The organism is Pseudogulbenkiania sp. FW507-F1 (assembly GCF_058781125.1).
The window spans coordinates 25743-41078 of record NZ_JBYSWM010000032.1; the positions used below are offsets into that span (position 1 = coordinate 25743).

13 protein-coding genes are annotated in these 15336 nt (G+C 65.4%); 2 read left to right on the forward strand and 11 right to left on the reverse strand.

Annotated elements, in window-relative coordinates:
* The first annotated feature begins 24 nt into the window (after nucleotides 1-24).
* Nucleotides 25-2004, forward strand: a complete 1980-nt coding sequence (gene mnmC / locus AC3WG5_RS16550) for a bifunctional tRNA (5-methylaminomethyl-2-thiouridine)(34)-methyltransferase MnmC2/FAD-dependent 5-carboxymethylaminomethyl-2-thiouridine(34) oxidoreductase MnmC1 (protein WP_492569674.1) — start codon at nucleotides 25-27, stop codon at nucleotides 2002-2004.
* 95 nt (nucleotides 2005-2099) lie between these two features.
* Here the strand turns inward: mnmC and AC3WG5_RS16555 are convergent, their stop codons facing one another.
* The 7 genes from AC3WG5_RS16555 to AC3WG5_RS16585 form a co-directional block, all read right to left on the reverse strand.
* Nucleotides 2100-2525 (reverse strand): acyl-CoA thioesterase, encoded by a 426-nt coding sequence (locus tag AC3WG5_RS16555; protein ID WP_492569676.1) that lies wholly within the window; start codon nucleotides 2523-2525, stop codon nucleotides 2100-2102.
* A 245-nt stretch (nucleotides 2526-2770) separates the two neighbouring features.
* Nucleotides 2771-3775 (reverse strand): proline racemase family protein, encoded by a 1005-nt coding sequence (locus AC3WG5_RS16560; protein ID WP_492569678.1) that lies wholly within the window; start codon nucleotides 3773-3775, stop codon nucleotides 2771-2773.
* A 106-nt stretch (nucleotides 3776-3881) separates the two neighbouring features.
* The gene (locus tag AC3WG5_RS16565; RefSeq protein ID WP_492569679.1) at nucleotides 3882-5027 is read right to left on the reverse strand and encodes a branched-chain amino acid ABC transporter substrate-binding protein; all 1146 of its coding nucleotides are present in this window, start codon (nucleotides 5025-5027) and stop codon (nucleotides 3882-3884) included.
* A 44-nt stretch (nucleotides 5028-5071) separates the two neighbouring features.
* Nucleotides 5072-6334 carry an NAD(P)/FAD-dependent oxidoreductase gene (locus tag AC3WG5_RS16570; protein WP_492569680.1) on the reverse strand — a complete coding sequence of 421 codons (1263 nt, stop codon included), beginning with the start codon at nucleotides 6332-6334 and terminating at the stop codon, nucleotides 5072-5074.
* Between the two features lie 3 nt (nucleotides 6335-6337).
* Nucleotides 6338-7909, reverse strand: coding sequence for an aldehyde dehydrogenase (NADP(+)) (locus AC3WG5_RS16575; protein ID WP_492569682.1), 1572 nt, complete (start codon nucleotides 7907-7909; stop codon nucleotides 6338-6340).
* 107 nt (nucleotides 7910-8016) lie between these two features.
* On the reverse strand, nucleotides 8017-8964 hold the full coding sequence (locus AC3WG5_RS16580; protein ID WP_014086655.1) for a dihydrodipicolinate synthase family protein: 948 nt from the start codon (nucleotides 8962-8964) through the stop codon (nucleotides 8017-8019).
* 218 nt (nucleotides 8965-9182) lie between these two features.
* Nucleotides 9183-10109 (reverse strand): 4-hydroxyproline epimerase, encoded by a 927-nt coding sequence (locus tag AC3WG5_RS16585; protein ID WP_492569684.1) that lies wholly within the window; start codon nucleotides 10107-10109, stop codon nucleotides 9183-9185.
* 269 nt (nucleotides 10110-10378) lie between these two features.
* On the opposite strand from AC3WG5_RS16585, the gene AC3WG5_RS16590 reads away from it, so the two are divergent.
* Nucleotides 10379-11155 carry a PAS domain-containing protein gene (locus tag AC3WG5_RS16590; RefSeq protein WP_492569686.1) on the forward strand — a complete coding sequence of 259 codons (777 nt, stop codon included), beginning with the start codon at nucleotides 10379-10381 and terminating at the stop codon, nucleotides 11153-11155.
* Between the two features lie 113 nt (nucleotides 11156-11268).
* Here AC3WG5_RS16590 and AC3WG5_RS16595 read toward each other — a convergent pair whose 3' ends face one another.
* From AC3WG5_RS16595 to AC3WG5_RS16610, 4 genes are all read right to left on the reverse strand, one after another.
* Nucleotides 11269-12024, reverse strand: a complete 756-nt coding sequence (locus AC3WG5_RS16595; RefSeq protein WP_482582673.1) for a sulfite exporter TauE/SafE family protein — start codon at nucleotides 12022-12024, stop codon at nucleotides 11269-11271.
* A gap of 359 nt (nucleotides 12025-12383) precedes the next feature.
* Nucleotides 12384-12641, reverse strand: coding sequence for a hypothetical protein (locus AC3WG5_RS16600; RefSeq protein WP_492569688.1), 258 nt, complete (start codon nucleotides 12639-12641; stop codon nucleotides 12384-12386).
* Between the two features lie 63 nt (nucleotides 12642-12704).
* Nucleotides 12705-13373 carry a response regulator gene (locus tag AC3WG5_RS16605; RefSeq protein WP_008952999.1) on the reverse strand — a complete coding sequence of 223 codons (669 nt, stop codon included), beginning with the start codon at nucleotides 13371-13373 and terminating at the stop codon, nucleotides 12705-12707.
* Between the two features lie 31 nt (nucleotides 13374-13404).
* A partial coding sequence (locus AC3WG5_RS16610) for a type IV pili methyl-accepting chemotaxis transducer N-terminal domain-containing protein (RefSeq protein ID WP_492569690.1) occupies nucleotides 13405-15336 on the reverse strand: 1932 nt, incomplete at its 5' end.

The window sequence follows — 15336 nt, forward strand, 5'->3', positions numbered from 1 at the left end:
GCCTGACCCGTACTGAAGAACCGGATGACGCACCACGCCCAACTCGACTGGCACGACGGCCAACCCTTTTCCCGCGCTTTCGGCGACGTCTACTTCTCCTGCGCCTCGGGGCTGGAGGAGACGCGCCACGTCTTTTTGCACCACAACGCGCTGGCCGAGCGCTTCGCCGCCCTGCCCGAGCACGGTCAGTTCTGCATCGGCGAGACCGGTTTCGGCACCGGCCTCAACTTCCTGTGCGCCTGGCAATGCTTCGAGCAGCACGCCCCGGGCACGGCGCGGCTGCACTTTGTCAGTACCGAGAAATTCCCGCTGGCGCCCGCCGATCTGCAGCAGGCGCTGGCGCTGTGGCCCGAGCTGGCGTCGTATTCCAGCGAGCTGCTGGCCCAGTACGACATCCTGACGCCGGGCTGGCATCGCTTCGTGCTGCGCGGCGGTCGGCTGACGCTGACGCTGCTGGTCGGCGACGCGCTCGACACCCTGCCCGAGCTGGACGCCCGCATCGACGCCTGGTTCCTCGACGGCTTCGCCCCGTCCAAGAACCCCGAAATGTGGCAACCGGCGCTGTTCGAGCAGATGGCGCGGCTATCGGCACCCGGCGCCACTTTCGCCACCTTCACCAGCGCGGGGGCGGTGCGCCGCGGCCTGACCGCCGCCGATTTCACCGTGGGAAAAGTGCCGGGTTACGGCCACAAGCGCGAGATGTGCCGCGGCCACCTGGAGCACACGCCGGAACGCGGCTGGCAGGCGCCGTGGTTCGCCCGGCCACCCGCCCCGCCGGCGGAACGCAGCGCCATCGTCATCGGCGGCGGCATCGCCGGCGCCTCCAGCGCGGCCAGCCTGGCTCGCCGCGGCTGGCAGGTCGCCCTGCTGGAACGCCACGGGCAGCTGGCACAGGAAGCCTCCGGCAATCCCCAAGGCGTGCTGTACGCCAAGCTGTCGCCGCACTTTCCGCCGCTGACGCGGCTGGTGCTGGCGGGCTACGGCTATAGTTTGCGCACCCTGCACAAGGAACTGCCGCAGGGCGAAACCACCTGGCAGGCCTGCGGCGTGCTCCAGCTGCCGCACGCCGGGGACAGCCCGCAAAAGCAGGCCGAACTGGCCGCCGCCGGCTGGCCACAAGGTTTCCTGCGCCAGGTGGATCAGCACGAAGCCAGCGAGCTGGCCGGCCTCGACCTGCCCAGCGGCGGCCTGTTCTTTCCGCAGGCGGGCTGGCTCAATCCGGCACAGCTGATTGCCCGCCTGGCCGACCACCCCAACATCCGCCAGGTGCTCGGAGCCCGGGTCACCGAGCTCAACTGGAACCCGGTCGAGCGGCTGTGGACGGCCTACGGGCAGGACGGCCCGCTCGCCATCGGCGCGGTGGTGGTGATCGCCGGCGGCGCCGAAGCGGCCGCCTTCGATCTCACCCAGCACCTGCCGCTCAAGCGCATCCGCGGCCAGGTCACGGTGGCGCCGGCCACGGCGGAGAGCCGCGGGCTCAAGACCGTGCTGTGCGGCGAGGGCTACGTCTCGCCGGCACGCCACGACAGCCACTGCTTCGGCGCCACCTTCAAGTTCAACACCGACGACCTCAGCGTCGAGCCGGCCGAACATCAAGAGAACCTCGCCATGCTCTCCGGCCTGTGCCCGTCGCTGTACCGGGCGCTGGGCCGCGAGCAGTTGCCCGAGGAGGCACTGGGAGGGCGTGCCGCGTTCCGCTGCACCAGCCCGGACTACCTGCCGATCGTCGGCCCGGTGGTCGACCATGCCGCCTTCCTCGAAGGCTACCGGGCGCTGGGGCAGGATGCCACGCGCCGGCTCGACAACCCGGCGCCGTGGGTGGAGGGGTTGTACGTCAACACGGCGCACGGCTCGCGCGGCATGATCACCGCGCCGCTCTCGGGCGAAATCCTCGCCGCCTACCTCGACAACGAACCGGCGCCGCTGCCCAAGCCGCTGCTCGACGCCATCCACCCCAGCCGCTTCCTGTTGCGTGACCTGATCCGGCAGAAACACAAGGCCTGAGCCCCCGGCCCCACGGCCCCACGGCCACTACGCCGCGCGGGGCTGCCTTCACCCATGCGCGTCCCGATGAGGAGGCGGCCGATCCGCCGCTGGATTCAGACCGCCACGCCCTCGCCGCTGATCGCGGCGCGGATCGGCTCGGGGATGCGCACCGTCTGTCCGCTGCGATAATCCACCCACACCAGCGCCGCCTCGGCCTCGGCGTACACCGTCTCGGCATCGTCGTCGCGGAAGAAGCGATGGCGCAGCTTGAGACTGGAGTTGCCGAGCTTCTCCAGCTCGATGGTCACCACCACCGTGGCCGGGTAGACCAGCTCCTTGCGGTACACGCAGGAGGTGCTGGCCAGCACCGGACCGACACCATCGGGGTTGATGCCGTGCCCCAGTTCATCCAGCCACTCGATGCGGATCTGCTCCAGGTAGCGGAAGTAATTGGTGTTGTTGAGATGGCCGACAGCGTCCATATCGCCCCAGCGCATGGCAATGGTCCGGCGGTCGATCACCGGGAAGCGGTTTTCCATATGTTCACCTTACGTTAACGTAATGATACGTCATCATAACCGCATCGCCGGGCCTCGTCATACCCTGCGCATAGAGCCCCCTTCTCTGCCAGGCTCGGCTCCACCGCCCCCCCAAAAAAAACCAGCCCGGAGGCTGGCGCAAAAACTAAGCAGAGGAAATCGATCGCCCCTGGCACCCGTACCAAGTGCCTCGACATTCGCGCCGCCCCTCCGTACCGCCCGTTCGGCGCATCGCACCCGAACCATCAACGCAACAGGAATCCGCGCCCGATCTCGTCACCCGGCTCCAGTGACCAGCGGGCGCGGCCGCTGTAATGGGCGCGCCCGCTGACACGCACGGTCACCGCGTGGTGACCCGGCAGCACGGCCGGACCGTTGACACTGGCGCCGAAGCGCGCACCGGTAATGCTCTCGAACACGCAGGCTTCGCCACTGTCCACCAGACCACGCGCGTGGCGCAGCGCCATGCGGGTGGTGACGCCAGAGCCGGTGGGGCTGCGATCCACTTCGGCGTCGGCGAACACGCAGACGTTGCGGCTGGGGCCGTCGCCGGCGCGCTCGCGGCCATCGGTGAGGATGCTGCCGTAGAGGAAGCCCAGGTCGTCGGCGTCGGGGTGGCGCACACGGATGCTGCGGCGCACCGCGTCCGACAATGCCGTGGCCGCCTCTACCAGATCGCGCAGGCGGCCATCCAGGGACACGCCCAGGCGCGCGGCATCCACCACGGCGTAGAAGGCGCCGCCATAGCCGATATCCACGCTGATGCTGCCGATACCCGGCACGTCCACTTGGTGATCCAGCGCGAAGGCGAAGGCCGGCACGCTGTCGAAGCTGACGCTGCCGTCTTCCGCCACCCCGGCGCAGACCAGGCCGCACGGGCACTCGATGCCTACCCGGGTCAGCGGTGCGGTGCGCGCCACCAGGCCCTGCTCCACCGCGTAGCGCGCCAGCGCAATCACGGCGTGGCCGCACATGGTGCTGTAGCCCTCGTTGTGGATGAACAGCACGGCGAGATCCGCTCCCGGCAGGCTGGGACGCACCAGCACCGCGCCGTACATGTCGTAGTGGCCGCGCGGCTCGAACATCAGCAGGCGGCGCACGCCGTCCAGCCGGTCGCGCATGTCGCGGCGCTTGGCCAGGATGTCGTCGCCACGAATGGCGTCGAGCAGCCCGGGGATGATGCGTACCGGCTCGCCGCCGGTGTGCATCTCGATGGTGTCGAACTCGTTGCTTTGCCAGGTTTCGGTCATGGATCGGTTCTCTTCGGGAAAAAAGCCCACTCACCGGGGCGGCGGCCAAGGGGCCGTATCAGCGGCATGCCGGGTGGTAGCCCGCCGCCCCCGCACGCTGGCGGTCTTACTGCACCACGGTCTTCACTTTCCAGTTGCTGCCTTCCACCGCCGAGATGGTCACCGGGGCGTGTTTCAGGTTGCCGGCGCTATCGAAGCTGAAGTCGGCGGTCACCCCCTTGTAGGCGGTCTTGGCGATCAGCGGCAGGAACTTGGCCGGCTCGGTGGAGTTGGCGCGCTTCATGGCATCGGCCACGATCATCACGCCGTCGTAGAACTGCGGCCCCAGCAGCACCACGTCCTGCTTGTAGCGCGCCTTGTAGCGGGCCTCGAAGTCCTTGCCGGCCGGACGCGCGCCAAGCTCACCACCCGGTACCGCCGAGAAGTGGCCGACGGCATCGGCACCGGCCAGCTTGATGAAGGTGGGGGTGCTCAGCATGTCGCCGCCCATCAGCTTGGCGTTGAGGCCCAGGCGTTTCATCTGCTTGGCCATCGGTGCGGCCTGCGCGTCCGCGCCGCCGTAGAAGATCACGTCAGGATGGGCCGCCTTGAGCGAGGTGAGGATGGCGGTGAAGTCGGAAGCCTTGTCGTTGGTGTACTCGCGCTTGACCGGCTGCTTGCCCAACCCCTGGATGGACTTGATGAATTCGTCGGCGATGCCCTGGCCGTAGGCGGTGCGGTCGTCGATCACCGCGATGCGCTGCGCCTTGAGCTGGGCCACGGCATAGCGCCCCAGCGCGCCGCCCACCTGGCTGTCGCTACCCACCAGGCGGAAGGTGGTCTTGTAGCCGGCGGTGGTGAAGGTCGGGTTGGTGGAGACCGACAGCTGCGGGATGCCGGCATCGGAGTAGATACGGGATGCCGGGATCGAGACGCCGGAATTGAAGTGGCCGATCACCGCCTTCACACCGGAGTCCACCAGGCGCTGCGCGACCTGGGTGCCGACGCGCGGGTCGGCCTGATCGTCCTCGGACACCAGTTCGAAGGTCACCTTCTGCCCGGCGATGGTCAGCGGCCTGGCGTTGAGATCGTCGATCGCCATCTTGGTGGCGTTCTCGTTGTCCTTGCCGTAATGCGCCTGAGGGCCGGACAGCGGCGAGGAAAAGCCAATCTTCACCACGGTATCCGCTTGCGCAGCCGCGATGGCGAACGGGGCCATCATGCCACCCAGGGCCAACACCATGGTCATGCTGCGAGGAAAGCGCTGCTTCATGATTTCTCCTTTGCTTCTCTTTTTAAGGTTGGCCGAAAGGCCGGTCAGAACCGGTTGAGCCGGTACGGTGAAACATCGAAACTGCTGGGACGCCGCTGGATCATGTCGGTCAGCAGCGCGCCCGTGGTGGCCGCCAGCGTCAGGCCGAGGTGGCCGTGGCCAGTGGCAAAGTACAGGCCGGCGGAATCCGGCGCCGGGCCGATCACCGGCACGGTATCCGGCACGGAGGGGCGGTTGCCCATCCACACACTCATGTCGCTGGCGTCGAAATCGCCGACGATGCGCTTGGCCTTGTCGATCAGAATGTGGGCACGGCGCCAGTCGGGCGGTGCATCGCGGTGCGCCAGCTCCACGGTGCCGGCCAGCCGCAGCCCGCCATTGCCCATGGGCAGGATCACGAAGCTCTCGCTGGCGCACTGGATGAAGTGATGCAATGCCACGCCGGCGTTGGGCAGCGTCACGTGATAGCCACGCTCGCTCTCCAGCGGAATCCGGTACTGGTGCTGTGCCGTGAAGCGGTCGCTCCAGATGCCGCAGGCGATCACCACCGTGTCGGCCTCGAGCCGGCCGCGGTTGGCGGTCTCCACGCCGGCAATGCGCCCGGCCGCGCTGACGGTGGCCAGCACCTCGTCCTGCACGAAGCGCCCCCCCTCGCGGATGAAGGCGTCGAACAGCCCGCGGCTGAAGGTGTAGGGATCGTCCACGTGCGACCAGGCCGGCACGTTCACAGCCACCTGCCACTCCTTGCCGACCTGCGGCGCGGTGCGCTCGAGTTCGGCACGGCCGAGCTTGCGCCATTCGACACCGTGCGCACGCTTGGCATGCCAAGTGGCTTCGGCGGCGGCGAACTCGGTCTCGCTGCGGTACAGCGTCAGATTGCCGTGGCGCCGCCACAGATGAGTGAGGCCGGCGCGCTCGATCAGCGGCGCGTAGTCGTCGTTGACCCGGTTCAAGAGCGCGGCCATGGCACGGGTGAGCTCGGCCACCCGACTCGGCCGGCTGGCAGCGACGAAGCGCAGCAGCCACGGCGCCAGCGTCGGCAGATAGCGCCAACGCAAGGCCAGCGGCCCCAGCGGATCGAGCATCCAGCCCGGCACCTTGCGCAAGACGCCCGGCTCGGCCAGCGGAATCACGTCGCTCACCGCGAAGGCGCCGGCGTTACCGCAGCTGGTTTCCATCGCCGGCTCGCCGCGATCGACCAGCGTCACCTCGCAGCCGGCCAGGCGCAGTTGCAAGGCGGTGGCGATGCCGACGATGCCGGCCCCCACCACGACGATGTCCGCACTTGAAGTCGGGGAGTTCCACATCGCCTAGGCCTCTCTCTGGCCATCGAGCAGGCGACGCAGCTGCAGCGGATTACCGTGCTGCAGCGCGGCAGGCAACAGGCTGTCCGGGAAATCCTGGTAGCAGACCGGGCGCAGGAAGCGCTGAATCGCGGCCGTCCCGACCGAGGTGCTGCGCGCATCGGAGGTGGCCGGGAACGGCCCGCCATGGACCATGGCATCGCACACCTCGACACCGGTTGGCCAGCCATTGACCAGTAAGCGGCCGGCCTTGCGCTCCAGGGTCGGCAGCAAGGCTCTGGCCGCTTGCAGGTCGCCGTCGTCCAGGTGCAGGGTGGCGGTCAGTTGGCCCTCCAGGTGCTCGGCGACCTGGCGGATCTCCTCACCGTCGGCACATTGCACGATCAACGAGGCGGCGCCGAAGACCTCGCTCTGCAGGGCCGAGTTGGCAAGAAAGTCCCGCGCCGTGGTCATGAACAGCCGGGGCTGACACTGGTTCGGGCCTTCGGTGCTCAGGCCGGCGGCAACCGGTCGGGCATGACTGGCCAGCGCGCCGACACCTGTCTGATAGGCGTCGAAGATGCCCGGAGTAAGCATGGTTTGCGCGCTGCTGCGCTGGACGGCATCCGCCGCCGCGGCGCTGAAGCGGTCCAGGTCCGGCCCCTGGAGGGCAATCACCAGGCCGGGGTTGGTGCAGAACTGGCCCGCGCCCTGGGTCAGCGAGGCGACAAACCCCTGCGCCAATGCTTCGGCCCGTGCGTGCAGGGCCGCCGGGAAGAGGAACACCGGGTTGATCGAGCTCATCTCCGCATAGACCGGGATCGGCTCCGGGCGGGCCTGGGCAGCCTGGCACAAGGCGATGCCGCCGCTACGCGAACCGGTGAAGCCGACCGCCTTGATGCGCGGGTCGCTGACCAGGGCGAGCCCCACTTCACGGCCAGAGCCGAACAGCAGCGAGAACACGCCTTCAGGGAGTTCGCATTTCGCCACGGCCCGGGCCACGGCGTGGCCGACCAGTTCGCTGGTGCCGGGGTGGGCGCCATGGGCCTTGACGATCACCGGGCAGCCCGCCGCCAAGGCCGAGGCGGTGTCACCGCCGGCGACGGAAAAGGCCAGCGGGAAATTGCTCGCACCGAACACCGCCACCGGGCCCAGCGGCACGTGACGCTGGCGCAGGTCTGCGCGGGGCAAGGGCTGGCGCTCCGGTTGGGCGGTGTCGACCCGCACGTCCAGCCACTCCCCGACACGCACGGTGCGGGCAAAGGTACGCAGTTGCCCGCAGGTGCGGCCACGTTCGCCCTGGATACGGGCACGCGGCAGCCCGCTCTCGGCCATGGCGCGCTCGACCAGCTCATCGCCAAGGGCTTCGATCTCGTCGGCAATGGTTTCGAGGAAGTGGGCACGGACCGCCAGCGACGTTTCACGGTAGCGGTCAAAGGCGGCCCAGGCCAACGCACAGGCCTGTTCCACCTGCTCGCCGGTGCCGCCGGGATAGGCCGGCTCAAGCAGTTTGCCTGTGGCCGGATCGATTGCCTGGACCGCGGCGCGGCTGCCGGCGACGGCTTGCCCGCCAATCAGCATCTTGCCTGTCAAGTTCATGGTGACTCCTGCGAAAGTAGGTAGCCCAGCTACGCAACAGGGAGTTGCACAGAGGGAGCAAAAGAGGCGACGCGCATCGAGGCGCCGCCGTGCGCCGGGGCTGTGCGTCAGGCGACGTTCTGCTCTGCCGACCAATTGCCGTACCACTCGCGGAACAGCGCGTACTGGTTCTCGGCATAACGACGCTGGGCATCGCTGAGCACATCGCTCTCGTTGAAGTGCAGGGTGTATTCCTTGTCGCCGTTGAGCACCATCAGGTGCTTGTAGTAGAGCACCAGGTCACAGCCCTCATCGAAAGACGACAGCACCGCCAGCGCCGATTCCAGCTCGCCGGCAAGGCGGCGGGCCTTGGCGTCGCCCTTGGCGGCCTGCTTGCTCAGGGCCACCAGCTGCAACACTTCGCGCGGCAGAACGTTGCCGATACCGGTGATGGCGCCGGTAGCGTTGCAATTGACAAAGCCGTGCACGACCTGGGTATCAACACCGACCATGAGGGTGATCTCATCGTCCTTGGAAGTGATGTTCTCGGCCGCGTAGCGCAGGTCGGCGCCGCCACCGAATTCCTTGAAGCCGATCAGGTTCGGGTAATCGCGACGCAGCTCGAAGAACAGGTCGGCCCGGGTGGCGAAGCCGTAGTAAGGGCTGTTGTAGATCACCGCCGGCAGGCCCGGAGCGGCTTTGAGGATGGCGGCGAAATGCGCTTTCTGCGCGGCCGGCGAGGCGCCACGGGAGAGCACGCGAGGAATCACCATCAGGCCATGGGCGCCGACTTTGGCGGCGTGGGCGGCGTGGGAGACGGCCTCGCGGGTATTGACCGCACCGGTGCCGACAATGGTCGGGATGCCGGCCGCCACCAGACGCGCCACGCCTTCCTGACGTTCGGCTTCGGTGAGCAGCGGCCAGTCGCCCATGGAGCCGCAGTACACCACGGCGCTCATGCCGATCTCGATCAGCTCGCGGCCCTTGGCTACCAGGGCATCGAAGTCCGGTTTGCGGTCGGCGGTGCACGGGGTCATCAGGGCAGGAATGCAACCGGTGAAGATGTTGTCGCTCATTGTTTTGCTCCTTACAGCATTTATTCGGGTGATGGAGGTAAAGGGGCCGCCGGGGCGGCGTCAGAACCTGTTCACGATCTTGCTGCGCATCCCTGATCAGGGCTCATGTGCTGCTCGAAACCCTCATGGACTCCAGTCCATTCCGGCTTCTGTGCTGCTCTTCACCCCGCTGAGGGCTGCTCGCGACAGATCGTGAACCGGTTCTCAGACGTGCGGGCTCAAATGCCCCACGCGAAGGGATCCTGTTCGTCGATCAGCAGCGTGCTGTCGGCGGTCATGTAGGCACGGCCGGTAATGAACGGGCGGATACGCTCGCCGTCCCATTCATAACGGCCTTCGAACCGGCTGCCCGTGATGCTGGCCTGAACCCAGCGCTCGCCCTCGGCTAGCTTGCCATCGGCCGCCAGGCACGCCAGCTTGGCACTGGTACCGGTGCCGCAGGGCGAACGGTCGTAGGCCTTGCCTGGACACATGACGAAGTTGCGGCTGTCGGCTTGGTCGTCGTCGGCAAACAGCTCGACATGGTCGATCAGGGCGCCGTCTTCGCCGTGGATGCCCTGGTCCTCCAAGGCCCTGAGCATCGCCCAGGTGAACTCCGTCAGGGCTTCGACATTCTCGAGCCGTAGCGACTGCCCGTGATCGGCGACCAGGAAGAACCAGTTGCCGCCCCAGGCAACATCGCCGTAGACGCGGCCGTGGCCGGGCACGTCTACCGGGACCTGCTGACGGTAGCGGTAGGCCGGGACGTTGCGCAGGGTCACCGCGCCGTCGTCATGCAGGGTGGCGCTGACCGGGCCGACCGGAGTATCGATTTTGTGGACGCCGGGCTGGATCTGCCCCAAGTGGTGCAAGGAGGCGACCAGGCCGATGGTGCCGTGGCCGCACATGCCGAGGTAGCCGGCATTGTTGAAGAAAATCACGCCGCAGGTGGCGTCTGGCGATACCGGCTCGCAATACAGCGCACCCACCAGCACATCGTTGCCACGCGGCTCCAGCAGGCAGGCACGGCGCCACTTGTCGTGCTGCTCGCGCAACGCGTCGCGCTTCTCGGCCATGGTGCTGCCAGCCAGTTCCGGAAAGCCTTGCATCACCAGGCGGGTGGGTTCACCGCCAGTGTGGGAGTCGATGATGTGTACCTGTTTCATAAGCCTGTCCATTTAGAAGAGCGCTACCCCTCTCGGGAGGGAGCCCCGCAGTCAGTTTCCAGGCCATAGAATGGACTCATCGATGCCCATAATCTTGATGCTTATCTTCATCTTTGATGACGAAATCGGCATAGTTTGTTTTAGTGGTGTACGACTGGCGTGGCAGCCTCACGGGCGGCTCGACATGACGCAAGCCGTGCTGCAAGCTGCTTGTTTTGCCCCTGAAACAGGTACTGGAGGGGGAGCACGGATACCGGGGAGTGGAAGTCATGACACCGAACGCACTTGCCATGTTGTGCCGGGGCGATGAGCAACGACGCCCTGAAACTATCGAGGAATGGCTGGCGGGAGTGGCGCCGTTGCTACCTGTACTGGATGTCATCCCGAATGCGGCGATATTCATCAAGGATGTGGAGGCACGCTACCTCATTGCCAATCACACGCTGGTACAGCGCTGCGGCCTGAAACAGCTACAACCCCTGCTGGGTAAAACCAGTGCTGAAGTCTTCCCGGCTCAGCTGGGTCCTGGCTATACAGAGCAGGATCGACGGGTTCTGGAGCAGGGATTGGTCCTTGAAAACCAGCTAGAACTGCATCTTTACAAGAGCCGCGAACCGGGGTGGTGCCTGACGTATAAATGGCCGTTGTACAACCGCAAAGGCGAAATCATCGGGTTGATGGGCATATCGGTCGACCTGCAATCGGCCAGCAATACGCATCCCGCTTATCAGCACCTTGTCGCCGTGGACGAATACATTCGTGCGCATTTCAATCGCCCCATCACCATGGGTGAGTTGACGCGGATTGCCGGCATTTCAGCCGCGCAATTGGAACGGTACTGCAAGCGGGTTTTCCATCTGACACCCCGGCAAATGATCCACAAGGCGCGCCTGGAGCATGCGCATCGCTTGCTTCATACCAAAATACCGATTACCGATGTGGCACTGCAGTGCGGTTACACCGACCACAGCGCATTCAGCCGGCAATTCAAGGCGCTGACTGGCTTCACACCACGGCAGTATCGTCAGGCTACAGAGCGCAGCTGATAGATAAGGCTTTACCACAGCCACCCGCATCTCACGCATCCCAAGACGCACAAAAGCCCGGGGCGCCGATGTTGCCATCGGCGCCCCGGGCTCGGGAAAAGACATTGTCTCGATCAGTACACCAGCTTGGTTCCGACGATGGCCAGCATGATCGCCAGTGCCGGACGCATCCAGCGCTCCGCCATCTTCTTGGTGAGGCGGCTGCCCATCCAGATACCGGGCAGCGACCCCATCAGCAGGTTAACCAAGAGGCCGTAATCGAGGTTGCCGAGACTGGCATGACCGATCCCCGCCACCAGCGTCAGCGGCACGGCGTGGGCAATCTCGGTCCCCACCAGACGCGTGGTCGGCAGCACCGGGTAGAGCAGGAACAGGGCCAAGGTCCCCAGGGCACCGGCACCGATCGAGCTCAGCGTCACCAGCACGCCCAGCATCACGCCGATCAGCACCGTCGGCACGGTGCGCGAGCGGGACTCATCCAGCAACGACGGGTTGATGCGATGCGCCAGTTTCACTAGCAGCGGCTTGAACAGAATGGCGAGCGCGGTCAGGATCAGCGCCGCTCCCAGGCTCACCTTGATCACGGCATTGATGGTGGCGGTAGGCAGGTCGATACGGGACAGCGCGAACAGGGTCAGCAGCGCCGCCGGCAGGCTGCCGGTCGCCAGGCGCCTCGTAATGCCCCAGTCGACATGGCGCTGACGGTGATGAATCATCACGCCGCCGGCCTTGGTAATGGCCGCGTACAGCAAATCGGTACCGACCGCGGTGGCCGGGGGAATGCCGAACCACACCAGGATAGGGGTCATCAGCGAGCCACCGCCCACGCCGGTCAGTCCGACGACAAAACCAACGAGAAGACCGGCCACGACATAGCCCAACTCCATACGACCCCCAGATGCACTCGAAAACGATATGGGAGAGTAACCGATTAGCGTTATAACCAAATAGATTTTCTAATTTGATCAATATTCTAAAAGGCCACTATTCATCGACCCGGGGCACCGCTGTCCATCAAAACAGCATACGAAGACTTCCGTCCTGACATGAAATCGAAATGAATCGGCGGCAAGCTGACCGTCAAGGACATTCCTGCAACATTTCCGGAACCGATGCCCATTTATGCTTTACAAAAGAATTAATTAGGGTCATTTTGTAAAGCGAATGCCTTCTGGTGTACAAGCCAGCAATGCAGTGATGAGGTGACAGGATGATCTCTCGTATCCCTCTAAGCGTTCGACGAAAACAGGCCCGCGACCAGCACGAAAGCTTTCTTTACGCGGTAGCCAAACCTCAACTCAGTGAAGCGGAAAAAGTCCGGCAGCAAAAAGTTCGCCAACGGGCGCACGACCGGGACGATGCCCGCTTTCTCGCCGAACGGTGTGACGATATTTTCTGATTGACCCCAGCCGGGGAACATTGCCCGTACTGGCCAACCGTGACCGGGGGGCGTGCTGGTGCCATCCGACGGCTCCAGCGCCGTCACTTCCTGCCGCCACAACAAAAAAAAGCGGCCAAGGCCGCCTTTTTTGTTTCATGCTTTCCCCACCTACTCGCTGCGGCGTGCCACGCCGTGCTCCACTGCGTACACCGCCGCCTGCACCCGGCTCGATAGCCCCAGCTTTTTCAGGATGTTCTGCACGTGGATTTTCACCGTGCTCTCGGCCAAGTCGAGCGTGCGTGCGATTTCCTTGTTGCTCTGGCCCTGCGCCAGGAAACCGAGAATCTCCCGTTCGCGTGGCGTCAGCTTCTCCAGCTCCTGCTGCTGTTGCGACGGCGCCGGCGCACCGGCACGGAAATGCGCCATCAGTTTGGCGGTCATGGCCTCGCTCATCACCGACTCGCCGGCGGCGGCCTTGATGATGGACTGCTTGAGGAAGTCGGCATCGATGTTCTTCAGCAGGTAACCACGTGCGCCGGCCTTCAGCGCGGCAGTGAGGTCGTCGGCGTCTTCCGACACCGTCAGCATCACCACCGCCAGCGTCGGGTTGTCCTGCAACAGCAAGCCCAGCGCTTCCACACCCGAGATACCCGGCATGTGCAGATCGAGTAGCACCACATCCGGCATCAGCTGCTTTGCCAGTTTCACCCCTTCCGCCCCATCGGCGGCCTCGCCCACGACGGCCAGCTCGGGCTGGCGCGACAGCAGCATGCGGATGCCACTGCGAAACAGGGTGTGGTCGTCGACCAACAGGATGCGGATCGGGGTATCAGGCATAAGTCTCTCTTGGTTAAGGTCGATATTCGGCTCAGGCGGCCTTGCGCTGGGCCCGCGGCAGATGCAGGTGCACCGAAGTGCCCCGGCCCGGCTGACTGGAGATACGCAGGGCCACGCCGGCACGCGCGGCACGCTCCTTCATGATGGACAAGCCGAAATGGGTATCGGCCTTGCCCGCCACCGTCGCCATGGCGAAGCCGACGCCATTGTCCTTGATATCGAGCTCGAACGCACTCCCGTCGTCCTTGAGATGAACCACCACCTGCGTAGCCTGGGCGTGCTTGCGCACGTTCGACAGCACCTCCTGCAGGATGAACAGTATCTGCAGCTGCTGTTCCGGCATCAGCGGCACCGTCAGTCCCTCGGAGCGCAGTTCCACCTTGATGCCGGTCTGGCGGCGGAAGCGCTCGAGCACGGTGGAGATGGCCTGCATCAGGCTCTCCGAGAGCTTGGAGCGGAAATTGTTGAGCAGCTCCCGCACATCGTCGTAGCTTTCCTTGATGCCGGTCTCGATCAGGCCGACGGTGTCGTCCAGCAACTCCTTGTCGCCAAGCTGCAGCGCCTGGCGCAGCATCTGGGCCTGCAGGTTCAGGAAGGACAAGCCCTGGGCAATGCTGTCGTGCAGCCCCTGCGCCACCAGGTTGCGCTCTTCCAGCACCGCCAACTCGCGCTCCTTGGCGAACAGGCGCTGGTTCTCGATGGCCACGGCCAGGTTTTGTCCCAGTACCTCGAGCAAGCGGGTCTGCTGCGGCGTCATGATGACGGACTGACGGTAATGCAGGTTGAACAAGCCCAGGGAACGCCCCTGCACCGTGATCGGGAAGGCGGAAATAACGCGATAGCCCTCCCGGCTGCAGCTCTTGTTGTCCGCCACACTCAGCGTCTCCACCCGGCTGGACGAGTGTTCGGCCACCTCGCCGCACAGGCAGTCGCCCACGCGCATGCAATGCTCTTCCTTGAGCAGTGCCTCCGGCATGCCCTGATCCGCTACCACGTAGACGATGCCCTGCTCGTGATCGGTGAGGCGAACCGCCCCGCCGTCGGCGCGGTACGCCGCCATCACCTTAGCCAGGAAACCCTGGCACAGACTTTCCAGCGATTGCGGCTGGTTCAGGAAAGCGGAGATTTCATAGAGCAGCGCCAGTTCCTTGTTCTTCTGCTGCAGCGAAGCGGTCTTGGCGCGGACCCGCTCTTCCAGCGTGGCGCGTGCTTCGGCCAGGCGTTGCGCCATCAGGTTGAAGCCCTGGCTCACCTGGGCGAACTCATCGTCAGACTCGACCGGCACCGAGACGTCGAGCTGGCCTTCGGCCAGGAGCTGGATACCCTGATGCAGCTTGTCGAGCGGATTGAGCACCAGCAGCATCATCATGTAGATCAGGGCGACCGTACCCACCACGGCCAGGGCCGCCAGCATCAGTTGGCAATAGCGCAGGTACTCGGTGTTGCGCGCGTTGTAGGCCTCCATGTCGGCGACGAAACGATTGATCAGGTCGACGTAGTCGCTGGTCATGGACTGGAAACGAGCAATCGACTGCGGGCTGGCCTCGCTGCCCGCCGCCAGAATGGCCTGCCCCAAGGGGCGGATGCGCCCGTGCCACTGGTCGGAGACATTTTTGAAATCGAGCAGGATTTTTGCGGTGCGCGGCACCAGCAAGGGGCGGGCGCTATCACCCCTGCGCAATACCGCCAGGGTCTGGTCATAGCGGACGATGGAATTTTGCACCACTTCGCGCGGCAGCTTGCCGTCGTGGAAGCGCTGCACATCGAGTGACAGCCGGGTGGCGCGCATGCGCAGGCTCCCGGCGTCGTTGATGGCGGCGGCCCCCCCTTCGAGTTGCCAGGACAGCCACAGCGTCGCCCCGATGGCACTGAGCGCCATCAGTAGCACCGCCAGGAGGGCACCAATGATCTTGGCCGACAAGCGAAACCCCAGCGGGCGGGACAAGTCGGCGGGGGGCGGGAG